The organism is Arthrobacter sp. SPG23, assembly GCF_000876655.1.
Classification (GTDB): domain Bacteria; phylum Actinomycetota; class Actinomycetes; order Actinomycetales; family Micrococcaceae; genus Arthrobacter.
On record NZ_JYCN01000015.1, the window covers coordinates 101,442 to 127,033 of the forward strand.

Genomic DNA, 25,592 nt, shown 5'->3' on the forward strand with positions numbered 1-25,592 from the left:
CCATAGAGTGAACTTCCCCGCAACGTTCACCGGCGGAATTCGATGACCCGGGGCCGCCTTCCAACGGATAGGCTTGATCCGTGGTAGATCGCAGAGACATAGGTTCCTGGCTGAGCGGGCCGGACACCTCCGGCATTTCAAAATATCCGGGGGAGCGCCTCGGCCTGCCCGAGGCGGGCCGAGGCTCGATCGCACGGGCGGGCCGCCGGATCCTGGCCATCTGCATTGACTGGGGGCTGGCACTTTTGATCAGCAATTACGCGTTCGGCGGCGACCCGTGGGCAACGCTGGCCGTTTTTGCGGCGGAACAGATCCTGCTGATCGGCACGCTTGGCTACAGCATCGGCCACCGGCTTCTGGGCATCCATGTGGTGCGCCTGGGTGGCGCTCCGGCAGGGCCGTTGGCCGCGCTGGTCCGCACCGTGCTGCTGTGCCTGGTGATCCCGGCGGTCATTTTTGATCCGGATCACCGCGGCCTGCACGACAAGGCAATGAATACCGTCCTCGTGCGTATGTAACAGCCCCGACTTAGTCCCCGGCTTTGAGGGTTCCCGCAGTGATTGTGGTGAGGTCGTCCTGGTCGGGTCCGTGGTCGGAGACGGACTGCCGCCTGTCGCCCTGCAACATGACGATCTTCCGCTGGTCGGGCTGGTTGTCGTCAAACCAGCCGGGGCGCACGATCGTGTACGGGTTACCGCTGGCGCGGATGAGCCGCTCACTGCGCAGCTTCCACTGGGCGTAGGCCACGCCTGGTCGTGTGGTGCCGATTGCAGTCATGAGCGCGATGCGGACCCGACGGCCGCCCAGGGCTTTGAGGACGTGGTGACGCCGGTGTAGTCGTTGTCCCGCACGTCCCGTTCGCTGGTGGTGGTTCCGTGGGTGAACACGATCGCGTCCACTCCGGCGAGGGCCGGGCCGAGGGTTTCGGGACGGGTCAGGTCCCCAATGACCAGGTCCACACTTTCGGGAAGAAGGCGGGCAGTGCGGGTCTGGTCGCGCACGAGCGCCCGGACCGCGTGACCCTGTTGCAGCGCCTCGGCCACGGTGTAGCGGCCGACGCTGCCGGTGGCGCCGACGATCAACACGGTGGAGGGACGTTGGCTCATTTCTTCTCCTTGACCGCGGCCGTTTCCGGTTCACGCTGGGTGGCGGCCCAACTGGCGAGGACTTTCAGTGCGTCCTCGGAGGGTGTCCCTGGATCTGCTGTGTACACGTTAATGCGCAGCCCCGGGTCTGCGGGGAGTTCCAGCGCTTCAAAGCTCAAGTCCAAATCGCCCACGACCGGGTGATGGAGCCGCTTCCGGCCGGCGCGGTGGTACTTCACATCGTGCCTGGCCCACCGGGTGCGGAACTCCTCACTTCGGGTTGAGAGTTCCCCGATCAGGTCCGTGAGGTCCTTGTCGTACGGGTTTTTCCCGGCCGTGGACCGCAGGACAGCGACGATGTCGTCCGCCGCGCGTTCCCAATCGGCGAAGAACTCCCGCGCCTTCGGGTTCAGGAAGGTGAACCGTGCGCTGTTCGGCGGGGTGGTCTGTTCGGCCATCAAGTCCAGATAAAGCGCACGGCCCAGCTCGTTGGCTGCGAGGACGTCCCCGCGGTCGTTGCGGACCCAGGCCGGTGCGGCCGTGATGGCATCAATGACGCGTTGCACGCTCGGCCGCACTGTCTGCGGGCTGCGCTTGCGCCGTACACGGGGAGCGGCGGTGGCGGCGCGGGCCAGGTCAAAAAGGTGGGCCGTTTCGGCCTCGTCGAGCTTCAGGGCACGCCCGAGGGCTTCAAGGACGCTGTCCGAGGCACCGGAGAGGTTTCCCCGCTCAAGGCGTATGTAGTAGTCGATACTCATCCCGGCGAGCATGGCGACTTCCTCGCGGCGCAGCCCGGTAACGCGCCGGTTTCCGCCATAGACGGGCAGCCCGGCCTCCTCAGGCGTGATCCTTGCGCGCCGGGAGGTCAGGAACTTCCGCACGTCATCGCTGTGTGTCATGGCTTCCACGCTACGCCGCCACCCCGGAACGAGGGAGGCACTGGCGTTACCCGGACCGGCCGTGACTCCCGGCCCGCAAGGAACCAAGGTTGCATTGAAAGCATGGAACCTGAACCCGCAACCGCTCCCCGCCCGGCCGTGATCCTGGCGATCATCCTCGTCAGCTACTTCATGATCCTGCTGGACAACTCGGTCATCTTCACTGCCCTGCCGAGCCTGCAGGAGGACCTGCAGCTGAGCACCGGTCAGCTCTCCTGGGTTCAGGATGCCTACACGCTGGTCTTCGGCGGACTGCTGCTCCTCGGCGCCCGGGCTGGGGACTTGCTCGGACGCCGGCGCGTTTTCGTGTTCGGGCTGGTGGTGTTCTCGATCGCGTCGCTGCTGATCGGACTGGCGCCGGCGGGCTGGTGGGCCATCCTCGGCCGCGCCGTTCAGGGCATCGGGGCTGCGATCGTCGCGCCCACCTCGCTGTCCCTGCTCACGGCGAGCTTCCCGGAAGGCCGGGAGCGCACCCGGGCCGTCGCTTCGTACGGTGCCACCGCAGGGATTGGTGCCAGCCTGGGGCTGGTCATTGGCGGGGCGCTAGCCCACTGGATCTCCTGGCGGGCCGGGTTCTTCGTCAACGTACCCATTGGCGCTGCGATGATCGCACTCGCGCCGCGGTTCATCCCGGAAACAGGCCGGGCCCGCGGCCGTTTCGATGTGTTCGGCGCGCTCAGCGCCACACTGGGTGTCGGCGCCCTCGTGTTCGGCATCATCAACACCGTCGATGCGGGATGGACGTCCCCCGTGACGGTCACAGCCGTCAGTGCCGGCGTCGCGCTGCTGATCGTGTTCGTACTGATCGAGCGCAGTGCGGCCCAGCCGATCATGCCGCTGCGGCTGTTCGCGAGCCGCCGTCGTACCGGCGCCTATCTTGCCCGCTTCCTGTACCTTGGCGCGATGATCGGGTTCTTCTTCTTCACCACGCAGTTCCTGCAGGAAGTGCTGGGCTTCGACCCCCTGCAGGCCGGCATCGGATTCCTCCCCATGACGGCGGTCAACTTCGCCGTCGCGATGAGCATCCCGCGGCTGGTGAGGAGGATGCCGGGTTCCATTCCGCTCGGGGCAGGCGTCCTGGTCACTCTTGCCGGGATGTTCTGGCTCAGCCGGGTCGGCATCGACTCCGCATACCTGACCGGAGTGGCTCTTCCCATGATCCTCATCGGCGCCGGTCAGGGCCTCGCTTTTGCGCCCCTGACCTCGTTCGGCATCATCGGCGCCCCCGCGGCAGACGCAGGCGCGGCATCGGGCCTGGTGAACACCTTCCACCAGGTGGGCACCTGCCTCGGGCTTGGTATCGCGGTCGCTGCCGCAGCGACCGTCCCGGCCACGGGTTCTGCCGTGGCGCACCTGGCCTCGCAGGTCAGCGTCGCCCTCACGACGGGCAGTGTCTTCCTGGTCCTTGCCCTGGCCGTCACCGTGGCCCTCATCCTGCCCGCAGACGTGGCTGGGCGCCGCGCCAGGACAGCGCAGTCGGAGTCGGCCGCTGCGCCGCAGCTCCAACAGGTCCGTTGACCATTAAAGCCAGCTGCATCAAGGGGGTAATGACGTGCCCTCCCACAACTGCGCACCTCTGAATACCGTGAAAGACATGGACATGAAACTTACTCTCAACAACGGCATCCCGATGCCGGCTCTTGGCCTGGGCGTCTTCCAAAGCGCCCCCGAGCAGACCACGGCCGCGGTCGAGGCCGCGCTTGCTGCCGGCTACCGGCATATCGACACGGCCGCCGCGTACGGCAACGAGCGGGAGGTCGGTGAGGGCATCCGCCGCTCGGGCCTGGATCGTTCGGAAGTACTCATCGAGACCAAGGTCTGGGTCAGTGACTACGGCTACGACCAGGCCCTGCATGCCTGGGACAAAGCGACGGGCAAGCTTGGCGTGGAGTACCTGGACCTGTTCATCCTGCACCAGCCGGCCCCCGACCGGTTCGAAAGAACCATCGCCGCGTACAGGGCGCTGGAGACCCTGCTTGCTGAGGGCCGCGTGCGGGCGATCGGCGTCAGCAACTTCATGCCGCACCACCTGAAGCAACTGCTTGACTCGACCGACGTCGTCCCGGCCGTGAACCAGATCGAGCTGCATCCCTACTTCGCCCAGCGGGACGTCCAGGCCATGGACGCCGAACACGGCATCCTGACCCAGGCCTGGTCTCCCATCGGCGGCATCACGTTCTACCCCGGCTGGGGCGAGAACCGCCGGAACGTCATGCGCGACCCGGCGATTGCCGCCGTCGCCCGGGCCCACGGCAAGACACCTGCCCAGGTGATGCTCCGCTGGCACCTGCAGCAGGGCCGCTCCGCCATCCCCAAGTCCACCACCCCGGCACGGATCGCTGAAAATTTCGACGTGTTCGACTTCGAGCTCAGTGCCGAGGACATCGCTGCGATCGACGCGCTGGGCACCGGCGTGCGCAGCGGGCCGGACCCGGACGAAGCCCGGACTGAGCGGTTTGCCATGCCGATCCCCGAAGCCTAAGACGAAAGAAGAGGAACCAGATGGAATACCGCCCGCTTGGCCGCACCGGGGTGCAGGTCAGTCCCCTATGCCTCGGCTCGATGATGTTCGGCCCCTGGGGCAACAACGATCACGCCGACGCAACCCGCATCATCCACCGCGCCCTCGATGCCGGCATCAACTTCGTCGACACGGCGGACGTCTACTCGGGCGGCGTGTCCGAGGAGATCGTGGGGGAGGCCCTGGCCGGACGGCGCGACGACGTCTTCCTGGCCACGAAGTTCTTCATGCCCATGAACGAGGACGACCCCAACCAGTGCGGCGGGTCCCGCCGCTGGATCATGCGCGCGGTGGAGGATTCCCTCCGCCGGCTGGACACCGACTACATCGACCTCTACCAGGTGCACCGGCCCAGCCCCGATACCGACGTCGAGGAGACCCTCGGCGCCCTCACCGACCTCGTACGCCAGGGAAAGGTCCGTTACATCGGCTCCTCGTCGTACTCAGGATCGCAGATCGTCGAAGCCCAGTGGGCCTCCCGGGAACGCAACCTGGAGCGGTTCGTCACCGAACAGCCGCCCTACTCGATCCTGGTCCGCGGCATCGAGGAAGACATCCTCCCGACGGTGCAACGCCACGGCATGGGCACCCTCACGTACAGCCCGCTCAGCGGCGGGTGGCTCTCCGGCCGCTGGCGCAAAGATTCGGCGTCCGCACCCACCTCATCCGCGCGCCCGAACGCCCGGTTCGATATGACCAGCCCGGCCAACCAACGAAAACTCGACATCGTTGAGGGACTGGCCAGGCTCGCCGAACAAACCGGGCTGACGCTCATCGAGCTGGCCATCGCGTTCGCGATCAACCACCCGGGCGTCACTGCGGCCATCGTCGGACCGCGCACCATGGATCAGCTCGAGTCCTACCTGCCCGCCGGCGACATCAAACTAAGCACCGACGTGCTGGACAGCATCGACCAGCTCGTCGCGCCCGGAGTGACCGTCAACCCCGATGACAACAGCTACGGTACCCACGAACTGACGCCAGTGGCGCGACGGCGGTGACAGACGTGACCGCAGCAGCATTACACCATCAGCGCGGAAGGAACTACGCCCGGGCTGACCGCCCGCACACTCACCGACGCCACGATCTGGGGATCCAGGGCCACCTGGCGGCTGGTGCTGCAATCCTGGTTCGAACCCCGTGGAGACGGTTGGGTCGTAGCACGCACCGTCGCATCCACATGGTAAGTGCCGCGGAACCCGTCCCCGCGGACCCCGTCCAACCCGGCCGCTGCCATCTGCGCCCGCCGCGCGTGGCTCAGACGCCGGCGGTCTGGTGCTCCTTGGCTGGGTGCCGTTCGGCGCCGGACGCCGTCAGGTAGCCGCGCCTGACCGCCCAGCGCTCGAACAGGACCGTGGCGAAGGGGAACACGGCGGAGACCCCGGCGAAGAAGGCTACGGGAAAAGGCCACCGCTGCAGCCGCCACAAGGCCAGGGCCGCTACGCCGTAGGCAATGAATAAGGCGCCGTGAACTGGTCCGGCAATCTCCACGCCAAGCTCCGAAGTCCGGGCAACCCACTTGAAGTACATGCCGGTCAGAAGAGCTGCCCAGCTGAAGGCTTCGGCGACGGCGAGGATCCGGAAGGCCCGGATGACGGTTGATTTTGAGGGAAGTTTCACGGTACTCCGGTTTCTGCTGAGGCTTCTTCTGACGACGGTCCGGCGGACCTGGCGGCAGGCCCAAAGCAAACGCCCCGGTTGCCGGCAAGATGGCCGGTTTCCGGGGCGTTGCTTGTGCTGTTAGCGGCCGCGGGCTGCTTTGCGGTCCGGCCGGGCTTTGTAGGGATCGATACCCTTGGGGATGGGGAGGCGGCTTCCCAGCGAGGAAATGCGCTTCGATACCGCATTTACCTCAAGCTTGGTGAGTTCCTTGTCCAGCTTGTTCATCTTCTTGGCAACCTGGCTGATGGGCACCTGTCCCTCGCCGCGGCCGCTCTCGATCACGTGGACCGTAACGTTGGGCAGGATACGTGCCAGTCGCTTGCGTTCGGCGTCGACCAGGGGCCGGACCCGGTGGGTGGGGCCTTCACTGACCAGCACGACACCCGGGCGGCCGATGGCGCGGAAGACGGCGTCCTGGGTGCGGGGGTTGACTGCAACCGGCTGGTCCTCGGTGATCCAGCCGCGCTTCAGCGTGCCCAGGGCGGCGCCGGAAGCGCCGGGCTGGTTTTCGATCTGGGCGAAGGCGGCGCGCTCAGCACGGCGCGACAGAATGAGGGTGGCGGCAAGCAGCCCAAGGGGGATGCCGATGATCAGGCCCGTGATCCAGTTTTCGAGGAGGAACCCCACCAGGAAGCTGACTGCTACCACGCCCAGGAAGGCAAGCAGCATCATCCAGACCACCATGGGGTCGTGGCGGCGCGTCATCTGGAAGACTTCGTTGATCTGCTTCAGCCTGCTGGGCTTCTTGACCTTGGCTTCCTTCGGCTTGCGAGAGAAGAGGCCACGCTTCGGAGCGTCGGAGGCTGCCGGAGTCGGTTTGCTGGAATCAGGGGAATTCGCCATAGTGCCTTAATTCTACGTGATTTATGCCTGAGGGCCGGACGCCGGATTGCTCCGGTGCCGGCCCTCAGGCATAAATGTTACGAAAGGTCCTAGTGGTGTGCTGCGATGAGGGAGCTGGCTTCCTGGCGGGTGCTGCCGGAGCTCTCGATGTGGGCGAGTTCGGCCGGGATGTCCCAGCCCTTCTTACGCATCGCGGTGGCCCAGAGCCGGCCGGCACGGTAGGAGGAGCGGACCAGCGGGCCGGACATGACGCCGAGGAAGCCGATCTCCTCGGCCTCCGTGGCGAGGTCCACGAATTCCTGCGGCTTGACCCAGCGGTCCACCGGGAGGTGCCGTTCGGACGGGCGCAGGTACTGGGTGATGGTGATCAGGTCGCAGCCGGCCTCGTGCAGGTCCCGGAGCGCTTCGGAGATTTCCTCGCGGGTCTCGCCCATGCCCAGGATCAGGTTGGACTTGGTGACCATGCCCAGGTTCCGGCCCTGCGTGATGACATCCAGGGACCGCTCGTAGCGGAACGCGGGCCGGATGCGCTTGAAGATCCGCGGCACGGTTTCGACGTTGTGCGCGAAGACCTCGGGCTTGGAGTCGCAGATCGCGGCGATGTGTTCGGGTTTGCCGGAGAAGTCCGGAATCAGCAATTCGACGCCGGTGCCCGGGTTCAGTTCGTGGATCTTCCGGACCGTTTCGGCGTAGAGCCACACGCCTTCGTCGGCGAGGTCGTCCCGGGCCACCCCGGTGACGGTGGCGTAGCGCAGCTGCATGGCCTGGACCGAGCGGGCCACCTTGGTGGGTTCGAACATGTCCACCGGGGAGGGCTTGCCGGTGTCGATCTGGCAGAAATCGCAGCGCCGGGTGCACTCGGAGCCGCCGATCAGGAACGTGGCTTCCTTGTCTTCCCAGCACTCGAAGATGTTCGGGCAGCCTGCTTCCTCACACACGGTGTGCAGGCCCTCCTTTTTGACGAGGTTCTTGAGCTGGACGAACTCCGGGCCCATCTGGACCTTGGCCTTGATCCACTCCGGCTTGCGCTCCACCGGTGTGGCCGCATTGCGCTGCTCAATACGCAGCATCTTCCGGCCTTCTGGTGCCAGTGTCACAGTAGAGCTCCTTCGGGGCTTGAAACGAGTGCTTCTTCGTGCTTGCGGAATTCTTCCACTACCCGGTCCGCGATATCGCCGGGGGTGATGGTCCTGCCGGCCTCGATGGACATCGTGGTGACGCCGGCATCGGTGATGCCGCAGGCAATGATCTGGGCATACGGCGCCAGATCATTGTTGCAGTTGATGGCGATGCCGTGCATTGTGACCCCGTCCAGGACACGGATGCCGATCGCGGCGATCTTGCGGTCCGGCCCCTTGTCGTCGGCCTTGATCCAGACGCCCGCGCGTCCCTTGATCCGCTCAGCATTAATGCCGTAGTCGGCCATGACGGCGATCATGACGGCCTCGAGCCGTTCAACGTAGTCGCGGATGCCCGAGCGGTTCTTCAGCTTCAGGATCGGATACGCGATCAACTGGCCCGGACCGTGCCAGGTCAGCTTGCCGCCGCGGTCCACGGCGACGACGGGTGTCCCGTCGAACGGCCGTTCGTGGTCTTCTGTGAGCTTGCCTGCCGTGTACACGGCGGCATGCTCAAGGATGAGGACTGTACTGGGTGCTTCAGCTGCGACGACTTTGTCATGGAGTTCGCGCTGGATGTCCCAGCCCTTCATGTAATCAACGAAATCCGGAGCAAGACCCAGCGTGGAAAACTCAAGAGTCATGGTATCCAGCTTAGACCCCGTCAGCCGTAGAGCCGGGTTCTGTGTTTAAGCTCTCACTGGGGTGCCTGTGGATAACTTCTGCGGGATTCTGCCGATTCCGCTATTCCTTGGGTATGGAGAAATTCGAGTACGACGGCGCTCCGGTCGACGGCGGGCCGGCAACCTTTCCGGCGGCGGCAGCCCCGGATGCGGCCGGCCCCGGAACCCGAGGCGCGGACCCGGAGGTTCCGGGATATAAGGTCGGGCGGCAGCTCGGCCGCGGATCCAGCGCCAGCGTGTGGCTTGTCCGGGAAGAGCTGACTCTCCGCGAGTTTGCGGTGAAGTGCTTCGAGCCGTCCGGACCCCTTGCGCCGGAGGCCTGCGCGGGCTATCCGGCCCGGGGGAGCCGGGAGGCCGGGGATGCGGAAGAGGCCGTGCGCCGTGAACTCCGGATTATCTCTGCACTGGACCACGACCACCTGGTGAAGGCGCACGATGTTGTCCGGCTCCCCGGTCCGGCGGACGGCGGCCTGGGGCTGGTCATGGACTATGCAGCCGGCGGGTCCCTGGCCCAGCTGGTCACCTGCCGCGGGCCGCTCGGCGTAGGCGAAACGGTGACGGTGCTGACTCCCCTCGCGCAGGCCCTGGGATATCTGCACGGCAAGGGTTTCACGCACTCGGATGTTGCACCGGGCAACGTGTTGTTCACGGCCCATGGCAAGCCCCTGCTTGCCGACCTTGGCGTCACGCGCATGGTGGGCGACGCCGCAGATGTGTCTTCTGCCGGCACCGACGGGTTTGTAGACCCGGCACCCGTCGATGCCTTGCGGGCGGGGCTGCAGCCCGAGCGGGATGTCTATTCGGCGGCGGCGATCGGCTGGTACTGCCTGACCGGGAAGGCGCCTGAAGTCGGCCAGGACCGTCCGCCCCTCTCACTCCTGGTTCCGGGCGTGCCCCCGGCTCTCGCCGCCGCATTGGAGGCGGGCTTGAAGGAGGACCGCCGGGAGCGTCCGACAGCCCTGGAGTTCGCCGCTGCTGTCTACCGGAGCGCAGACGCTGCCCCGGTGGACCTCACCGGGGCGGTCCACCCCACGGTGCTCCCACAGCTACTGACGCGCCGTAACGTTCCGCCGTCGCACCAAGCCCGCCGCGCGGCGAAGCTGCGCGCATGGCGGCGGCGCCTGGGCGGTTCGGGCCGTTCCCTGAAGCGAAAGGGCCGCACCCCGGGCCGGCACGCCGGCGGCAACCGGCGGTGGATCGGTGCCGCGGTCGCGGCGATTGCCTGTTCGGGTATCGCTGCGGTGTGGTTCCTGGCCGGGCAACAACCGGCCCCGTGGCAGGCTCCGGGGCCCGAAGTGATCCAGGTGCCGTCGGAGCCGGGAGCCCCGTCGGGGACCGGGGCCGGCCCGGCTCCGGCGGATGCCCGGCAGCTGGCGCATTCGCAGCAGCCCGAAGTGGCCGCGCGGGGGCTGGCGGCACTGAGGTCGGCTGCGTTGAACTCGGGCCAACTGGAGCTGCTTGACGAGGTCAACCTGGCGAATTCCCCGGCTGCCGCGGCTGACGCCAAGATCAGCGGGAGGTTAAAGGAAGCCGGTCACGTCCTGACGGGCTTCGACACCACCCTGACGCGCGCCGAGGCAGAGCCTGGCGGTTCGGACTCACGAGCGGTGGTGGCGATTACCGTTGCCAACTCCGCGTACCGGGAGACGGACGCCGGTGGAAATGTCGTGGCGGTGGAACCTGCCGGACCGGAGCAGCAGCTTCGCCTGGTGCTGGTCAGCTCCGGCGGGCGATGGCGGATCCAGGAGATCCTGCCTGCCGCCTAGGTTGTTGATAGACCTAGTCCCGGCCAGTGGCCCAGGCTGCGGCCAGGGCAAGTGACGGATGCTGCCACTCGAACCCGGCCTCGGCCAACAAAGCGGGCTCCATGCGCTGGCTCCCCAGCAGGAGTTCGTCGGCCAGCTTGCCCATGACCAGCCGCAGCACAGGCGCGGGCACCCGGAAAACGGCCGGCCGGTGGAGTGCGGCGGCAAGCCGGGAAACCAGGGCATTGACGTCCGCTGTTTCTGGGGCGCAGACGTTGACCGGGCCCGACAAGGGGGTGTCCAGCAGGAAGCTGAAGGCCGCGGACACGTCCGGCAGCGTGATCCAGGGCCAGCACTGGCGCCCATTCCCCAGCGGGCCCCCGAGGCCGAGCCGAAGCAGCGGCAGCAGCCGTCCCAACGCGCCTCCCGACCTGCTGAGCACCACCCCTGTCCGCGGAGTGACAACGCGGACGCCGGCGGGAGCCCCGTGCGCCGCTGCTTCCCATTCCTGGCAGATCTTCGCCATGATCCCGGTTCCGGCCGGAGAGTTCTCCCGGAGCACGGCGGCTCCGCGGTCCCCGTAATAGTTGGAGCCCGACTGGCTGATGAAAACCTTCGGCGGCTGCTCCGTCTGCGCCATTGCTGCTGCCAGGGTGCGGGTGGGGTCCAGCCGCGAGCGGAACAGCTCATCGATGCGTCTCCGCGTCCACGGCCGGTCTCCGATCCCGGCCCCGGACAGGTTGATCACGGCGTCAGCGCCCTCAAGGTGTGCCGGATCAAGCTGTCCGGCCGCCGGATCCCACCGGAGTTCGTCGGCGGCCGCAGGTGCCCGGCGCACCAGCCTGAGGACCTCATGGCCACCCGAACGCAGATGGGCGGACATGTCGCTTCCGATGAGGCCTGAGGCGCCGGCCATGATGATTCGCATGATCCATCTCACCATGTCCGGCACGGCGGCGGAACCTCCCGTCCGGCCCACGTACTTTGACTATGATCTAACGATGACCTCTTCGAGCTACTTCCGTTTCCCGCATCTGCACGGCGATCTGGTCACCTTCGTGGCCGAAGATGATGTCTGGATTGCGCCCCTGGACGGCGGCCGCGCCTGGCGGGTTTCCTCGCTTCAGCTGCCCGCCCGGAACCCGCGTTTCACGCCTGACGGCAAGCGGCTGGTGTGGACGGTTGTGCAGGGGACAGCGCCTGAAGTTGTCACTGCGGATGTCGACGGCGGAGGGTACCGTCAGCTGACGTACTTCGGCCACGCTTCGACCCGGGTCAAGGGCTTCACCGCTGCTGGCGATGTCCTGGTCACCAGCGCATTCCGGCAGGCCGAAAGCCGGCACACTCACGCCTACAGCGTTCCGCTGGAGGGCGGCTGGTCGGAGGAACTCGCCTTCGGGCCCGTCGAGTCGGTGGCGTTCGGTCCCGAGAACGGCGATGAGCGCCCTGTGGTTGTGGCCAGTGTGCTCTCGCGTGAGCCGGCCTGGTGGAAGCGGTACCGCGGCGGAACCGCCGGAAAGCTATGGATCGACGCCGACGGCAACGGGGAATTCGAACGCCTTGTCCCGGAATTGGACGGCAACCTTGCGGACCCCATGTGGGTGGACGGGCGGATTGCCTTCCTTTCGGATCACGAAGGTTACGGAAACCTGTATTCGGTGCTTCCAAACGGCACCGGTCTGCGCCGCCACACCGACCACGAGGATTTCTACGTGCGCCATGCCGCCACCGACGGCAAGCGCGTGGTGTTCGAATCAGCCGGAGAGCTCTGGATGGTTCCCGGCCTGGATTCAGAGGCAGTAAAGCTCGAAATTTCACTGGGATCGGCGTCCCAGGGACGGAGGCCTGCGCTCCTGAAGACCACCCGGCACCTCGGCGGCGTGATTCCGGACCACACCGGCACCTCCAGCGCGGTCGAGGCGCACGGAACCATCCACTGGCTCCGCCACAAGGACGGACCCTCGCGGGTCGTGGAGGCCACACCCGGTGTCCGTGCCCGCCTGCCTCGGCCCCTCAGCGATGGCCGTATCGCCTACGTCGCCGACCATGACGGCGCGGAGGCCCTGTACATCAAGGAAATTGCACCGCAGGTGGCCGGAGGCCGGCCAGCGCCGGCGCCGGCGCCGCAGCCCAGCCCGGCCGGGGAGCCGGAAACCGGAGCGTCCCTGCCGAAGCCAGTACCGGCTTCCGGGACGAACGTCCCCGCCGTGGCATCACACGCGGGCGATGACTCACTGGAGCCGCCAGCAGGGCAGGATCGAAGTGGTGCCGCAGAGAACGCCGCGCACGGCGCCGAAGGCCGAAGCGATGTCGCCGGCAGTGCGCCGGAGCGCGCGGCCTCAGAGGCAAGCGGGGCAGGCACCGCCCGCCTGCAGAAGATCGATTTCCCCAAGTCCACCCGGGCCAGTGCCATGGAAGCCAGCCCCGACGGCCGCACCCTTGCCGTCGGGACTTCCTTCGGCGACGTCTACCTGGCCGATACCCGGACCGGGGCCATCAAGCTGGTCACCAGCATCGGCGAGGGCACCATCGACGGCCTCTGCTGGTCCCCGGACTCGGCGTGGCTCGGCTGGTCCGAACCGGTCACTTCCTTTGGGTCACGCAGCCGGCTCCGGATTGTTAAGGCGGACGATCCGGAGTTCCGGATCGTAGACGTTACGGACGGACGCTTCCGCGATGCTTCGCCGGCGTTCACTCCTGACGGCAAATTCATCGCGTTCCTGTCCAACCGGAGCTTCGACCCCGTATACGACGGACATTCCTTTGATCTGTCCTTCCCGAGCCCCATCAAGCCATACCTCGTGGCACTGGCTGCCGACACGCCGTCGCCCTTTGGCCCCTCGGTAGACCTCACGGACGGACCGGACGGCGAATCCGGCGGAACCGGGGCAGACAACGCCGGCGTAACCGGCGCCGGTCCCGGCGTGCCCGCCGTCCGGGTGGACGCCGACGGGCTGGCGCACCGTGTCATCGGAGTTCCGGTTCCGCAGGGCAACTATTCTGCACTCGAGGCCACGCCCGGAGCGCTGCTCTGGCTGGACAATGCCCTCGCTGGCGTCACCGGAGACGGCCGTGCCAGCACCGACGACAAGGACGCCGCCCCCAGCCTGGTGCGTTTTGACATGGCACAGCGCAAGACCGCCACCATCGTGGACGCCCTGGACAGCTACCGCGTGTCGGGTGACGGCCGGAAAGTGGTATTCCTTCACGACAAGCAGATCCGGGTGGCGCCTGCCGACGCCAAGGGCGGCGAGGATTCCGGCCAACTGGTGAAGGTGGATGTCAGCCGCATCCGCGTGTTCCTGCAGCCCTTGAGTGTGTGGGGCCAGGCGTTCGATGAGGCCTGGCGGCTCCAGCGCGACTTCTTCTGGACCGAGGACATGGCCGGACAGGACTGGGAATCCGTGCACCGGCGCTACCGCCCGATCGTGGACCGGCTCGGCTCGCATGACGACCTCGTGGACCTGCTGTGGGAGCTGCACGGCGAACTGGGAACATCCCACGCCTACGTTCGTCCGGCAGCCGTGACCGAGAACGGCAGCAACGGGCAGGGCCGGCTGGGAGCGGATCTGGCGTTCACGGAGGAAGGGTGGGAGATCACCCGGATCCTGGCCGGGGAGTCGTCGGACCCGTTGGCAACTTCACCACTGACCAGGCCGGGGGCAGACGCCAAGGCGGGGGACATCCTGCTCGCCATCGACGGAGTGGAGCTGTCACGGACGCTGACACCTGCCATGCAGCTTGTCGGTGCCGCAGGAAAGGCCGTGGAGCTGACCCTGCGCAACGGCGCCGCCCACGGCGGGGCCGCAGGCAAGCAGCGCCGGATTGCCGTTGTGCCGGTCAAGGACGAGGAACGCCTGCGTTACCAGGAGTGGGTGGCCGGCAACCGCCGGACAGTACGTGAGGCGTCCGGCGGAACCTATGGCTACCTGCACATCCCGGACATGATGGCGAACGGCTGGGCACAGCTCCACCGCGACCTTGATACCGAGACTGCACTCGACGGGCTGATCGTGGACGTCCGGCGTAACCGGGGCGGCCACACGTCCCAGCTCGTTGCCGAACTCATTGGCAGGAAGGTCACCGGGTGGAGCATGCCCCGCGGTGAGAGGCCCCGGACGTACCCGCACCATGCGCCGCGCGGCCCGGTGGTCATCCTGACGGACGAATTTGCCGGCTCGGACGGCGATATCATCACCCAGGTGTCCAAGCTGCGCGGGATTGGGCCTGTCATCGGCACCCGGACCTGGGGCGGTGTGGTGGGCATCGACAACCGATTCTCCCTCGCGGACGGCACCGGAGTGACTCAGCCGCGCTACGCCACCTGGTTCAGCGGCGGAGTGGGCTGGGGTGTCGAGAACTACGGCGTCACGCCTGACATCGAGGTGACATTTCCGCCGCACGCCTACGCAGCCGGGAGGGACCCCCAGTTGGAGTACGGCATCGGCGCCCTCAAGGAAATGATCCAGGAACTTCCCACGGACCGGCCGCCGCTTCGCGAGGGGTACCGGCGGCTGCTCCCGGCGCCGCTGCCGGCCCGCACCAGCGAGGAGTAGCGGCAGGGCGGCCCGGACACACGAAGCCCGGGCAAACAAAAGCCCGGACACACGAAGGCCCCGCTCCGGCCCCGATAAGGGGGCAGGAGCGGGGCCTTCGCTGTATGGCGGTGCGGCATCCAGGGGGAGCGGCCGTGTTCCGCCCGTGCCTAGGAAGCGGCGAGCGTGGCGTCCATGGTGATGTCGATGCTGGCCAGGGCTCCGGAGACGGGGCAGCCGACCTTGGCTTCCCCTGCGATCTTCTGGAATTCCTCTTCCGAAATACCCGGGATGGTGGCGTTCACCGTCAGGTGGCTCCCGGTGATGCCGGTGCCCGGCACGAAGGTCACATCGGCCTTGGTGTGGACCTCTTCGGGCGTGTGGCCTGCCTGGGCAAGGGCATGGCTGAACGCCATGGAAAAGCAGGCCGAGTGTGCTGCGGCGATCAGCTCTTCAGGGCTGGTCTTGCCCTCTGCCTGCTCGGTGCGGGCCTTCCAGGTGACTGCGTAGGTGCCCAGACCGGAGCTGTCCAGCGTCGTGTTGCCGGAACCCTCCATCAGGTCGCCGTTCCATACGGTATGCGCGGTGCGTGTTGCTGCCATATCCACTCCTCAGCTTAGGTTCAGATCCGGATCGGGCTTCCGCCCGAACCTTCGCACCAATCCTATGGACTCAGGAGCCGCGGTGCACGGCCTGTCCGCTGTCAGAGGATTATGACCGGACGCATTGGCTCCGTGCAGCTCAACCAGGCACTGGCGCAGGAACAACGACGGCGACGCCCCCTCACCGGGGAGCGTCGCCGTCGTCGCGAGCCGATTGCCGCCGCTGGCGGGGAAGGCTACTGCCAGCCCGCGGCTACTGCCAGAGAGTGGCGATAGCCACGTTCAGCAGGGCCAGGCCGCCCACGCTGTGTGCGAGGCCCTTGCTGATCGGCTCGTCCTTCTTGTATTTCCGGCTGCCCATGAAGGCCAGTACGGCTACCGCAAGTGCGATGGCGAATTTGACGCCGAGCTTGAAGTAGTTCGCGTCCATGTTGAGGGCCGGGATGAGCCCCATCATGACGATGCCGGTGATGAGCTGCAGCGCGGCGCCGTCGAACTGGCGGGGATGCACCGTGGGCTTTTTCATGTTGCCGATCCAGATGCCGACGATCATGGCTGCGCCGATGATGTGGAGGAAGACCATGACGTTGTAAACGATGTTCATGGGCCCCAGTCTAGCCAGACGCTTCTACGCATCGTAGTAAGCCCCGCGGAACGGAATGGCGACGATTTGGTAACCAAAACGTGGTCCCTACGACGACAGCGGCGCAGGACCTCCGGTGTTCACCACCGGTGCCTGCGCCGCCGTCGTTGTTTGGATACCCGGGTTACAGCCCCAGGTCCGCCTCGAAGGCGCCTGCCTCAAGGCGGGCCTTGAGTGTCTGCAGGAACCGTCCTGCGTCGGCGCCGTCCACCAGGCGGTGGTCGTACGTCAGGGAGAGGTACATCATCGAACGGATGGCGATCGAATCGTCGCCGTTTTCGTCGGAGACCACCACGGCGCGCTTGACGATCGCGCCCGTGCCGAGGATGGCCACCTGCGGCTGGTTGATGATCGGAGTGTCGAAGAGTGCGCCCACGGAACCGATGTTGGTGATGCTGAAGGTTCCGCCGGAGAGCTCGTCCGGGCCGATCTTGCCGCTGCGGGTGCGGTCGGCGACGTCGGCGATCTTGCCGGCCAGGCCGGCCAGGTTGAGGTTGCCGGCGTCGGCAATGACCGGAACCAGGAGGCCCTTGTCCGTATCCACGGCGATGGCCAGGTGCTCGGCGTTGTGGTAGGTGATCTCCTGCTTGTCCTCGTCATAGGAGGCGTTGACCTTCGGGTGCTGCTTCAGGGCTTCGGCAACGGCCTTGGCGATGAAGGGCAGGAAGGTCAGCTTGGAGCCGTTCTGCGCCTGGAAGGAGTTCTTGGCCTTTGCGCGGAGTTTGGCGACCTTGGTCATGTCCACTTCGTGCACCTGGGTCAGCTGGGTGGAGATGTCCAGCGACTCGCGCATGCGGCGGGCGATGACCTGGCGGATGCGCGGTGCCTTCTGCACGGTGCCGCGCAGGGAAGAGTCTGCTGCTGCCGGGGCTGCCTGCTTGGAGGCGGCCGGGGCCGGAGCAGCGGCGGCGGGAGCTGCCTTCGCCTCGGCGGCGGCGAGCACGTCCTGCTTGCGGATGCGTCCGCCCACACCGGTGCCGGTCAGCGAGGAAATGTCCACGCCCTGCTGGTTGGCGAGCTTGCGCACCAGGGGAGTGACGTAGCCGGACTCGGCCGGGGCGGCGGATTCTGCCGCCGGTGCAGCAGCCGGTGCTTCCTGCTTGGGAGCAGCCGGTGCTTCTTCCTTGGCGGGAGCCGCGGCCGGGGCGGCGGGAGCTGCGGCCGGTGCTTCCTGCTTCGGTGCTTCGGCGGCGGGTGCTTCCTGCTTGGGTGCCGGTGCTGCGGGAGCAGCGGCCGGTGCGGCAGCGCCGGAGCCGATGACGGCCAGAACGGAACCAACCTCAGCGGTCTCGTCCTCGTTGACGCGGATTTCCTGCAGGGTGCCGGCGACGGGGGACGGGATCTCGGTGTCCACCTTGTCGGTGGATACTTCGAGGAGGGGCTCGTCAACTTCGACAGAGTCGCCGACGGCCTTGAGCCAGCGGGTCACGGTGCCTTCAGTGACGGATTCCCCGAGGGCCGGAAGGGTTACTTCGTGGCTTTCGCCGGAGGCGGCGGGGGCAGCTTCAGCGGCGGGGGCCTCAGCGGGAGCGGGCGCCTCAGTGGAGGGTGCCTCTTCAGCCGCGGGTGCCTCTTCGGCGGCGGGGGCCTGTTCGGCCTGAGCAGCCTCGGCGGGTGCAGCTTCCTCGGAAGCGCCGGCGGAACCGGAGCCGTCACCGATGCGGACGAGCGGAGCGCCGACTTCGGCGGTCTCATCTTCGGCGACAAGGATTTCCTCAATCACGCCAGCAATCGGAGAGGGGATTTCGGTGTCTACTTTGTCGGTGGAAACCTCGAGCAGCGGCTCGTCCACCTCTACCCGGTCACCTACCTGCTTGAGCCAGCGGGTGACGGTTCCTTCGGTGACACTCTCACCGAGGGCGGGCAAGTTAACGGATTCAGACATGTCGTCCCCGTTCTCCTTATTGATCTTTAGTGCGGATGATTGCTGCCGTGTTCGAGCTTAGTGCACCCTGCGGATCATGCCGGGTGCACTAAGCTCTGGGGTCTTGCGGTGGTGCTGGCGGAAGTCCTAGCCGTGGAGGGCTTTGCCCGCGAGGGCAAGGTGGGCCTCGCCCAGGGCCTCGTTCTGGGTCGGGTGGGCGTGCAGCAGCTGTGCCACGTCCTCCGGGTAGGCTTCCCAGTTCACGATCAGCTGTGCTTCGCCGATCTGCTCGCCCATGCGGGAACCGATCATGTGGACGCCCACCACGGGGCCGTCCTTCTGGCGGACCAGCTTGACGATGCCGCCGGTGCCCAGGATGGAGCTCTTGCCGTTTCCGGCGAGGTTGTATTCCTGGGTTTCCACCTGGTCGTCGCCGAACTTTTCCTTGGCTGCCTTTTCGGTGTAGCCCACAGTGGCGATTTCAGGCTCGGAGTAGGTGACCTTGGGGATGTTGACGTCCTCAACGATGACCGGCTTCAGGCCGGCGATTTCCTCGGCCACAAAAATGCCCTGCTGGTAGCCGCGGTGGGCCAGCTGGACGCCCGGGACGATGTCGCCCACGGCGTAGACGTTGCCGACGCCGGTGTGCAGGCGTTCGTTGGTGATGACGAAGCCGCGGTCAATCGTGATGCCTGCTTCTTCGTAGCCAAGGTTGGCGGTGACCGGTCCGCGGCCGACGGCCACGAGGAGCAGGTCGGCTTCGAAGGTCTTGCCGTCCACGAGGGTGACCTTGACGCCGTCGTTGTTCTGCTCAACGCCCTGGAAGAACACGCCGGTGGAGAACTTGATGCCGCGCTTCTTGAACGCACGCTCGAAGTTCTTGACGATCGCAGCGTCCTCATTGGGGACCAGCGAAGGCAGGCCCTCAACGATGGTGACGTCCACGCCGAAGGACTTCCAGACCGAAGCGAACTCGACGCCGATCACGCCGCCGCCCAGGATGATGGCGCTCTTGGGGATGTAATCCATGGTGAGGGCTTCATCGGAGGTGATGACCTTGCCGCCGATTTCCAGGCCCGGCAGGGTGCGGGAGTAGGAACCCGTGGCGAGCACGATGTTCTTGCCCTTGTAAGCGGTGCCGTTCACGACGACGGTGTCGGTGCCCTGCAGTTTGCCTTCACCCTCGATGACGGTGATGCCCTTGGACTTGATCAGGCCCTGCAGGCCCTTGAACTTGCCGGCGATGATGCCGTCTTTGTACGCGTTGACCGCGCTCATATCGATGCTGTCCAGCGTGACGTTGACGCCGTACTTTGCGGAATCGCGGGCGTGGTCGGCGAGCTCGGCTGAGTGCAGGAGGGCCTTCGTGGGGATGCAGCCGTTGTGCAGGCAGGTGCCCCCGAGTTTCCCCTTCTCCACGAGGCCTACTGTGAGGCCAAGCTGAACGGCGCGGAGGGCCGTGGCGTATCCGCCGCTGCCACCGCCGAGTACCAGGATGTCGAATTCTTGCGCAGTTGCCTGATCGGCCACTTAGACGCTCCCTCGCGTGAACGATGACACGAGAGTACGCATCATCTGGTCTTGGAACTTGCTCTGCCGTGATTATGCCAGCAGGCAGGTTCTCTTGCATTTGTGACTACCGCAGTTCACCTTAGCGAACCACTTATCCATGCTCCACCTTGTCACGGCGTTTGTGGAGCGCTTGTGTCGAGTGTCACGCGGCTTTGTGGCGGACGGATCATGACCCGCCACAAAGCCGCGAACGGCTTAACTGGCCGACGCCGCCAGCACGTCTTCGACATAGGCCACAAGGGTGCGGACCGTGCACCCGGTGCCCTGCTTCGGGGTGTAGCCGTAGGGGCTGCCGTTATTAAAGGACGGACCGGCGATGTCGATGTGGGCCCACGGGATCTGCTCGCCGTCCTTGCCCTTGCCGACGAACTCACGCAGGAACACGGCGGCGGTCATCATGCCGCCGTGGCGCTCACCGATGTTGGCAAGGTCCGCAACCTCGGACTCGATGCTGGCGCGGAGCTCCTCCGGCAGCGGCATTGGCCACACCAGTTCGCCGGCGCGGTCCGCCGCGGCCTTGAGCGGTCCGGTCACGCTGTCCGAGCCCATAACGCCGGCCGTCCGGTTGCCCAGGGCGATCAGCTGCGCGCCGGTCAGGGTGGCGACGTCGATGATGGCGTCCGGGTACTCCTGGCTGGCGGCCACGATGCCGTCGGCCATGACCAGCCGGCCCTCCGCATCCGTATTGAGGACCTCGACGGTTTTGCCGCCGAACATCGTGAGGACGTCCGCCGGGCGCTGCGCGGCACCGGAGGGCATGTTTTCGGCAATGCACAGCCACGCGGTCGCCTTAACGGGAAGGCCCAGGCCAGCGATTGCCAGCACGGTGTTAAGTACGACGGCGGCGCCCGCCATATCGCTCTTCATGTCACCCATGCCGAGGGCGGGCTTGATGGAGATTCCGCCCGTGTCAAAGGTGATGCCCTTGCCCACCAGTGCGATCTTGGCGGTTGCCTTGGACGGCGCGTACTCCACCTTGACGAGCCGCGGCTGCCTGGTGGATCCCTTGCCAACACCCATGATCCCGCCGAAGCCCTCCCTTTCGAGGCGCTTTTCGTCCCATACGGTGACCTTGACCGGCAGGCCCTTGGAGAGTTCCTTGGCGGCATCGGCAAAGGACTCGGGGAAGAGGTGGCTGGGCGGCTGGTTCACGAGTGAACGGGTTGCATTGACAGCCTTCCCGATCAGGGCCGAGCGGTTCAGCAGGGGCTGCAGGTCCTTGTCGGCAGCGAAGTCGGTAAAAATCACCACGTTCTTCACGGGCTCCTTGCGGCCGTTGGCCTGGGAACGGTGGTCGGTAAACGAGTACGAACCCATCGCAGCGCCCTCGGCGATGGCCGCTACGTCGGCGGGTGACGCCGTCGGAAGCGCCAAAGTCACCGTCGCGAGTCCGGCAAGCTGGCGGACGGCGGAGCCTGCGGCGCGGCGCAGTGCTTCTTCCGTGAGTTTTCCTCCGGCGCCGGGCTTGCCGACTCCTGCGAGCACCAGGACGGAGGCACCGGCTTCCGGAAGGCCGGGCAGCCGGTGGACCTGGTCGGCCGCGCCGGTGAGGCCAAGAACCTTCAAGGACTCCGCGATCGCCTCGGCGGACTTGGCCGTCAGCGGGTTGTCCAGCAGCACAGGACCGTCGGGACCCTGGGCCACGCCAATGACCAGGGCGTCCGTGGGTGACTTCTTAACGTCACGCGCAATGACGCTAAGTTTGATTTCAGTATTCTTGACCACGAGGATCAGTCCTCAATTCTCTGTGATTTTCGGGCAGGAAGCGCATGTTGGGCGCCCCGCCATGGAACGGGCCGTTGTCGGCTTGAGACGCAACCCGGTGTCTGCAAGGCCGTCCGTAGGGCCAGTTCCGATCGTAGTCTCTCCGCTCCGGGCGCGTTGAATTTGGTGAGACCTGAAGCACATTTCCGGTGCGGACGGCCGGTGCGGAATGGTTCGGCAGGCCGGTGCGTTGTAGCAAATATCCGGCGGATCTGCGCGGATCCCCCCAACCCAGAGCGCTGCCGACACCCGCCTCCGCCGCCACTTCGAAAGGAACATGCCGTGCTTGAACGGATTTCCGGCTCTCTGCTGGACCCCGATGCTCTCTATGTGAGCAACGCCGAGCTGTTCGACAACCCGGAACTCCGCGGGCTCAATCTGGTGATGGGCTTCACGGGATTCGCGGACGCCGGCCACGTGGTCAAACAGATCACTGCCGAGCTGCTGGACACCCTCGAATCGGAGGTCGTGGCCGTCTTCGACGCCGACCAGCTGATCGACTACCGCTCGCGCCGGCCGCACGTGACGTTCGTCGAGGACCACCTACAGGACTACCAGGCCCCCAGCCTGGCCCTGTGCCGGCTGGTTGACGGGCTGGGCAAGCCGTTCCTGTTCCTGGCCGGTTTCGAGCCGGACCTGCAGTGGGAACGGTTCGCCCGCGCCGTCGTTCGGATCGTGGAGCACCTCGACGTGAACCTCGTGACCTGGGTCCACTCCATCCCGATGCCTGTTCCCCATACCCGGCCGGTGGGCGTCACCGTCCACGGCAACCGTCCGGAGCTGATCGAGGGGATCTCCGTCTGGAAGCCCACGGTGGAGGTGCCCGCAGCCGTGGGCCACATCCTGGAACTGCGCCTCACCGAAGCCGGCCGCAACATTGCCGGGTACGTCATCCATGTTCCGCATTACCTTGCCGAAGCCGAATATCCCAACGCGGCCGTGGCCGGCCTTGAGTATCTTGGGGCGGCCACCTCGCTGATGCTGCCGACTGACCGGCTGCGGGAAGCAGGCCGTGAGGTCGGGCGCCAGATCGCCGAGCAGCTGGAGGCCTCCGAAGAAGTCCAACAGGTTGTTGCACGCCTGGAGACCCGCTACGACGAGAAGGCTGAGGGCACGGTACGCCGTTCCCTGCTGGCCGATGAAAACGATGAACTGCCGAACGCTGATGCGCTGGGCGCCGCGGTGGAGGCCTATCTCGCCCGCGAAGAACCCCGCCAGTAAACCGCCTCAATAAATAGGACTTATGCCGGCGGCGGGCATAATGGAGAGGTGACTGCACCGCGCGCCTGGCTCATCTGGACCGTCGGAATATTTGCGTATCTGGTCGCGGTCAGCCAGCGCACGTCCTTTGGCGTGGTGGGACTTGAAGCGACCGAGCGGTTCCACGCCGCCGCCGCGGAGATCTCCTTCTTTACCGTGCTGCAGCTGCTGGTCTACGCAGGGCTCCAGATCCCGGTGGGAGTCCTCGTTGACCGGCTGGGGTCCCGGACCATGATTGCCGGGGGAGCAGTCCTCATGGGACTTGGCCAGCTCCAACTGGCCTTCGCGGACAACATTCCGGGCGGCGTGCTCGGCCGTGTGCTGGTGGGCGCCGGGGACGCTATGACCTTCATTTCGGTGATCCGGCTGATTCCGCTGTGGTTCGCGCCGGCGAGGGTGCCGCTCATCACGCAGCTGACAGGTATGTCGGGCCAGCTCGGGCAGCTCTTCAGCGTCGTCCCGTTCGCACTGATACTCCATGCCGCAGGCTGGACCCCGGCATTCCTGACGCTCGCTGCGATGTCCGCGCTCGCCGTCGTCCTGGTGCTGGCCGTGCTGAAGGACCAGCCGCCAGGCCACCCCAGCCCGGAACCCGGCCAGGGACTGAGGGCCACCGGCGTCTCCCTCTCCAGCGCCTGGCGGCAGCCCGGCACCAGGCTGGGGCTGTGGAGCCACTTCACGATCCAGTTCAGCGGCACAGTGTTCGCCATGACCTGGGGATACCCGTTCCTCATTTCCGCGCAGGGCCTCGATGCCGCCACGGTGTCCGGCCTGATGTCCATCTATGTGGCCGCAGCCATCGCCGCCGGTCCGCTGATCGGCAGGTTCGTTTCCAGGCATCCCCTGCGCCGTTCCACGATGGTGCTCCTGATTGCAGCCACGACGGCGGCTGCCTGGGCCGCTGTGCTGCTGATGCCGGGCCGGTCCCCGCTGTGGATGCTCGCCGGGCTGGTGGTGGTGCTGGCCATCGGAGGTCCCGGTTCCATGATCGGCTTCGACTTTGCCCGCACCTTTAATCCCGCACACCGGATCGGAACCGCCACCGGAATCGTTAACGTGGGCGGATTCATCGCAGCGCTCGTGGCCATCTACCTCGTCGGCGTCGTGCTCGATGTCCTCCACGCCACCGGGTTTTCCCGGGGGGAGCTCTACGGCCTGGATCCGTTCCGCATCGCGCTGAGCGTCCAGTTCGTGCTGATCGGCATCGGCTCGGCCGCTATCATCGCCACCCGGAGGAAGGTCCGGCGCCAGATGGCCGCGCAGGGTGTCGTTGTGCCGCCGCTTCTCAAGGCCCTCGCTCAGCAGCGCCGGCGGAACCTGGAGCGCCGACGGGCTGAATAGGCCCTGTTTCCACATAGCAAAGGCCGGCTCTTAACCTGGGGCGCCGGTCGTACAAGTCTGGATGCATGACACCTCCAGAACGACCGACTCCAGAACGACTCACCATCACCGGCCCTGAGGACATCCTGGGCTTTATTCCGCACTCCCTCGGCTACTGGCCGGCCAACAGCCTGGTGGCCATGACCATGCAGGGGAAACGCCTCGGCGCCACCCTCCGCGTGGACTTGCCCGTACTCGACTCTGATGCGGGGCTGCGCCGGTTTGCGCGCACTGTCAGGGAGTATCTTGAAGCGGACCACGACGCCGACGGCACCCTGCTGGTGCTCTTCAGCGATGAAGGATGGTTCGCCGGCGCAGATTCTGTTCCCGGCGGTGTTCCCGCCGGAGTGCCGGCGGAGGGGACTTTGGCATGGCTTGTGGCAGCACTGGAGGTGGAGCTGGAATTATCCGGGCGTCCGGTCCGCGACGCCTGGTATGTCGGAGAGGTCTTCTGGCGGAACGCGCATTGCTTTGACCCGTCCTGCTGCCCGTTTCCCGGGCGCTCGGTGGAAGAGATCAGGGAAAGCAGGCTGAACGCCGAGATGGTTTTCCGGGGCAGCAGCGTGGGGGAGGACCCTTCCGTCGCAGCCGTTGCCCCGCCTGTGGCGGCCCGGGCCGACGGGTCCGTGCTGGAAGCCGAAGAGCGCTGGGCCGGGGAACTTGTTGCCCTCCGGGGGAGCCGATCCCAGTTCGCCATGGTCCTGGATGTCTGGGGGCGCGTACTGGCAGCTGACCCGGGGACGATCCTTCCGGCAACGCTGGCCGGGTACCTGCGGGCTTCGTTGCGTGTGCCCCATTGGCGGGACGCCGTACTGGTGATGAGCGCAGCGGGCCGGCAGGCAGCGGAGCAGGGTGCGGAGGACTTCGGGATCTTCGAACCGGACGGTGACTTGCCGGTGGTGTCACCGCCCCTGGGCGGACTACCGGCGGCGTCCCCGGCTGAGGATGCTGCCTACCCGGTCCCCGGCTACGGGGACGTGCTGTTGGGGCTGGCGCCGGCTTCACCGCGCTGGAACCGGATGCGGACGCTGGAAGTGGTCCTTCTGCAGCTGGGTGCGGCAGGCGGAGGCGAAGGCGGTGCGGCGTCGCTGACGGGACGGGGCTGGATCGAATGGTGCCGGGGCAGGGGCTCGTTTGCCCATGCCCTGTTGGACCAGGCCCTCGCAGTGCACCCCGGATACCGGCTGGCTGGGCTCTTGTCCGAACTGGTCAGCCGGGGGACCCTCTGCGGATGGGCAGGGCGCCGCGACGCCGCGTGGCAGAAGTTCGAAACAGACGCGGCGTAGGGCCGGGCTGTCCGGGCGGACGCCCGGCAGGGCAAGGCAGCCCGGCCGAAACATTGGGGCCTGCGGACCGCCGTGAGGCGCCGATTGGGAA

General features: G+C 66.5%; 22 protein-coding genes. 9 read left to right on the plus strand and 13 right to left on the minus strand.

Translation table 11 applies throughout. The annotated features are described in order from the left end of the window. The first annotated feature begins 80 nt into the window (after nt 1–80). The gene (locus TV39_RS08200) at nt 81–518 is read left to right on the plus strand and encodes an RDD family protein (RefSeq protein WP_043480520.1); all 438 of its coding nucleotides are present in this window, start codon (nt 81–83) and stop codon (nt 516–518) included. Between the two features lie 10 nt (nt 519–528). On the opposite strand, the gene TV39_RS22720 is transcribed toward TV39_RS08200, so the two are convergent. Genes TV39_RS22720 through TV39_RS08210 form a run of 3 tightly spaced genes read right to left on the minus strand, consistent with a single transcriptional unit; the run spans nt 529 to nt 1,984 of the window. Further along, on the minus strand, nt 529–777 hold the full coding sequence (locus TV39_RS22720; RefSeq protein ID WP_200890985.1) for an NAD(P)H-binding protein: 249 nt from the start codon (nt 775–777) through the stop codon (nt 529–531). Beyond that, nucleotides 774–1,106, minus strand: a complete 333-nt coding sequence (locus TV39_RS22725; RefSeq protein ID WP_052500524.1) for an NAD(P)H-binding protein — start codon at nt 1,104–1,106, stop codon at nt 774–776. Before TV39_RS22725 ends, TV39_RS22720 begins: the two co-directional genes overlap by 4 nt. Then, nucleotides 1,103–1,984, minus strand: a complete 882-nt coding sequence (locus TV39_RS08210) for a helix-turn-helix transcriptional regulator (RefSeq protein WP_043480522.1) — start codon at nt 1,982–1,984, stop codon at nt 1,103–1,105. Before TV39_RS08210 ends, TV39_RS22725 begins: the two co-directional genes overlap by 4 nt. A gap of 102 nt (nt 1,985–2,086) precedes the next feature. Between TV39_RS08210 and TV39_RS08215 the strand changes: the two genes are divergently transcribed. From TV39_RS08215 to TV39_RS08225, 3 genes are all read left to right on the plus strand, one after another. Continuing rightward, nucleotides 2,087–3,541, plus strand: coding sequence for an MFS transporter (locus TV39_RS08215; RefSeq protein WP_043480524.1), 1,455 nt, complete (start codon nt 2,087–2,089; stop codon nt 3,539–3,541). An 82-nt stretch (nt 3,542–3,623) separates the two neighbouring features. Then, the gene (locus TV39_RS08220) at nt 3,624–4,505 is read left to right on the plus strand and encodes an aldo/keto reductase (protein ID WP_043480838.1); all 882 of its coding nucleotides are present in this window, start codon (nt 3,624–3,626) and stop codon (nt 4,503–4,505) included. Nucleotides 4,506–4,525: 20 nt separating this feature from the next. Next, nucleotides 4,526–5,545 carry an aldo/keto reductase gene (locus TV39_RS08225; RefSeq protein WP_043480526.1) on the plus strand — a complete coding sequence of 340 codons (1,020 nt, stop codon included), beginning with the start codon at nt 4,526–4,528 and terminating at the stop codon, nt 5,543–5,545. Between the two features lie 256 nt (nt 5,546–5,801). Here TV39_RS08225 and TV39_RS08230 read toward each other — a convergent pair whose 3' ends face one another. From TV39_RS08230 to lipB, 4 genes are all read right to left on the minus strand, one after another. Next, nucleotides 5,802–6,164 (minus strand): DUF3817 domain-containing protein, encoded by a 363-nt coding sequence (locus tag TV39_RS08230; protein WP_043480528.1) that lies wholly within the window; start codon nt 6,162–6,164, stop codon nt 5,802–5,804. Between the two features lie 120 nt (nt 6,165–6,284). Next, nucleotides 6,285–7,049, minus strand: coding sequence for a DUF4191 domain-containing protein (locus tag TV39_RS08235; protein ID WP_043480530.1), 765 nt, complete (start codon nt 7,047–7,049; stop codon nt 6,285–6,287). An 89-nt stretch (nt 7,050–7,138) separates the two neighbouring features. Further along, entirely contained in the window at nt 7,139–8,146 is a 1,008-nt protein-coding gene (gene lipA / locus TV39_RS08240; protein ID WP_043480533.1) for a lipoyl synthase, read from the minus strand. Further along, entirely contained in the window at nt 8,143–8,811 is a 669-nt protein-coding gene (gene lipB / locus TV39_RS08245; protein WP_043480535.1) for a lipoyl(octanoyl) transferase LipB, read from the minus strand. The genes lipA and lipB overlap by 4 nt, the downstream gene beginning before the upstream one ends. Before the next feature lie 113 nt (nt 8,812–8,924). Between lipB and TV39_RS08250 the strand changes: the two genes are divergently transcribed. Then, nucleotides 8,925–10,616 carry a serine/threonine-protein kinase gene (locus TV39_RS08250; protein ID WP_082049570.1) on the plus strand — a complete coding sequence of 564 codons (1,692 nt, stop codon included), beginning with the start codon at nt 8,925–8,927 and terminating at the stop codon, nt 10,614–10,616. Between the two features lie 13 nt (nt 10,617–10,629). On the opposite strand, the gene TV39_RS08255 is transcribed toward TV39_RS08250, so the two are convergent. After that, on the minus strand, nt 10,630–11,523 hold the full coding sequence (locus tag TV39_RS08255) for a TIGR01777 family oxidoreductase (protein ID WP_043480538.1): 894 nt from the start codon (nt 11,521–11,523) through the stop codon (nt 10,630–10,632). Nucleotides 11,524–11,596: 73 nt separating this feature from the next. Here TV39_RS08255 and TV39_RS08260 point away from each other — a divergent pair, with 73 nt between their 5' ends. After that, nucleotides 11,597–15,151 carry a S41 family peptidase gene (locus TV39_RS08260; RefSeq protein ID WP_043480842.1) on the plus strand — a complete coding sequence of 1,185 codons (3,555 nt, stop codon included), beginning with the start codon at nt 11,597–11,599 and terminating at the stop codon, nt 15,149–15,151. 149 nt (nt 15,152–15,300) lie between these two features. Here the strand turns inward: TV39_RS08260 and TV39_RS08265 are convergent, their stop codons facing one another. The 5 genes from TV39_RS08265 to TV39_RS08285 form a co-directional block, all read right to left on the minus strand. After that, complete coding sequence (locus tag TV39_RS08265; protein WP_043480541.1) at nt 15,301–15,732, minus strand: OsmC family protein; 432 nt, start codon at nt 15,730–15,732, stop codon at nt 15,301–15,303. Between the two features lie 253 nt (nt 15,733–15,985). Then, nucleotides 15,986–16,336: a hypothetical protein gene (locus TV39_RS08270; RefSeq protein WP_043480543.1), complete on the minus strand. Its 351-nt coding sequence runs from the start codon at nt 16,334–16,336 to the stop codon at nt 15,986–15,988. A gap of 163 nt (nt 16,337–16,499) precedes the next feature. Beyond that, nucleotides 16,500–18,260: a 2-oxoglutarate dehydrogenase, E2 component, dihydrolipoamide succinyltransferase gene (gene sucB / locus TV39_RS08275; protein ID WP_043480545.1), complete on the minus strand. Its 1,761-nt coding sequence runs from the start codon at nt 18,258–18,260 to the stop codon at nt 16,500–16,502. Between the two features lie 126 nt (nt 18,261–18,386). Next, nucleotides 18,387–19,769, minus strand: coding sequence for a dihydrolipoyl dehydrogenase (gene lpdA / locus TV39_RS08280; RefSeq protein ID WP_028270850.1), 1,383 nt, complete (start codon nt 19,767–19,769; stop codon nt 18,387–18,389). Nucleotides 19,770–20,006: 237 nt separating this feature from the next. Continuing rightward, nucleotides 20,007–21,536 (minus strand): leucyl aminopeptidase, encoded by a 1,530-nt coding sequence (locus TV39_RS08285; RefSeq protein WP_043480547.1) that lies wholly within the window; start codon nt 21,534–21,536, stop codon nt 20,007–20,009. Between the two features lie 321 nt (nt 21,537–21,857). Between TV39_RS08285 and TV39_RS08290 the strand changes: the two genes are divergently transcribed. From TV39_RS08290 to TV39_RS08300, 3 genes are all read left to right on the plus strand, one after another. Then, a complete protein-coding gene (locus TV39_RS08290; RefSeq protein ID WP_043480549.1) occupies nt 21,858–22,796 on the plus strand; it encodes a proteasome assembly chaperone family protein in 939 nt (312 codons plus the stop codon). A 48-nt stretch (nt 22,797–22,844) separates the two neighbouring features. Beyond that, nucleotides 22,845–24,176: an MFS transporter gene (locus TV39_RS08295; RefSeq protein ID WP_043480551.1), complete on the plus strand. Its 1,332-nt coding sequence runs from the start codon at nt 22,845–22,847 to the stop codon at nt 24,174–24,176. A 65-nt stretch (nt 24,177–24,241) separates the two neighbouring features. Then, nucleotides 24,242–25,501: a DUF4192 family protein gene (locus TV39_RS08300; protein ID WP_043480553.1), complete on the plus strand. Its 1,260-nt coding sequence runs from the start codon at nt 24,242–24,244 to the stop codon at nt 25,499–25,501. Nucleotides 25,502–25,592 lie beyond the last annotated feature (91 nt).

Excerpts from the sequence above, each read along its gene's own strand:
- TV39_RS22720 (WP_200890985.1), bottom strand. The coding sequence starts at position 777 with ATGACTGCAATCGGCACCACACGACCAGGCGTGGCCTACGCCCAGTGG.
- TV39_RS22725 (WP_052500524.1), bottom strand. The coding sequence starts at position 1,106 with ATGAGCCAACGTCCCTCCACCGTGTTGATCGTCGGCGCCACCGGCAGC.
- TV39_RS08210 (WP_043480522.1), bottom strand. The coding sequence starts at position 1,984 with ATGACACACAGCGATGACGTGCGGAAGTTCCTGACCTCCCGGCGCGCA.
- TV39_RS08215 (WP_043480524.1), top strand. The coding sequence starts at position 2,087 with ATGGAACCTGAACCCGCAACCGCTCCCCGCCCGGCCGTGATCCTGGCG.
- TV39_RS08220 (WP_043480838.1), top strand. The coding sequence starts at position 3,624 with ATGAAACTTACTCTCAACAACGGCATCCCGATGCCGGCTCTTGGCCTG.
- TV39_RS08225 (WP_043480526.1), top strand. The coding sequence starts at position 4,526 with ATGGAATACCGCCCGCTTGGCCGCACCGGGGTGCAGGTCAGTCCCCTA.
- TV39_RS08235 (WP_043480530.1), bottom strand. The coding sequence starts at position 7,049 with ATGGCGAATTCCCCTGATTCCAGCAAACCGACTCCGGCAGCCTCCGAC.
- lipB (WP_043480535.1), bottom strand. The coding sequence starts at position 8,811 with ATGACTCTTGAGTTTTCCACGCTGGGTCTTGCTCCGGATTTCGTTGAT.
- TV39_RS08250 (WP_082049570.1), top strand. The coding sequence starts at position 8,925 with ATGGAGAAATTCGAGTACGACGGCGCTCCGGTCGACGGCGGGCCGGCA.
- TV39_RS08255 (WP_043480538.1), bottom strand. The coding sequence starts at position 11,523 with ATGCGAATCATCATGGCCGGCGCCTCAGGCCTCATCGGAAGCGACATG.
- TV39_RS08260 (WP_043480842.1), top strand. The coding sequence starts at position 11,597 with ATGACCTCTTCGAGCTACTTCCGTTTCCCGCATCTGCACGGCGATCTG.
- TV39_RS08265 (WP_043480541.1), bottom strand. The coding sequence starts at position 15,732 with ATGGCAGCAACACGCACCGCGCATACCGTATGGAACGGCGACCTGATG.
- TV39_RS08270 (WP_043480543.1), bottom strand. The coding sequence starts at position 16,336 with ATGAACATCGTTTACAACGTCATGGTCTTCCTCCACATCATCGGCGCA.
- sucB (WP_043480545.1), bottom strand. The coding sequence starts at position 18,260 with ATGTCTGAATCCGTTAACTTGCCCGCCCTCGGTGAGAGTGTCACCGAA.
- TV39_RS08300 (WP_043480553.1), top strand. The coding sequence starts at position 24,242 with ATGACACCTCCAGAACGACCGACTCCAGAACGACTCACCATCACCGGC.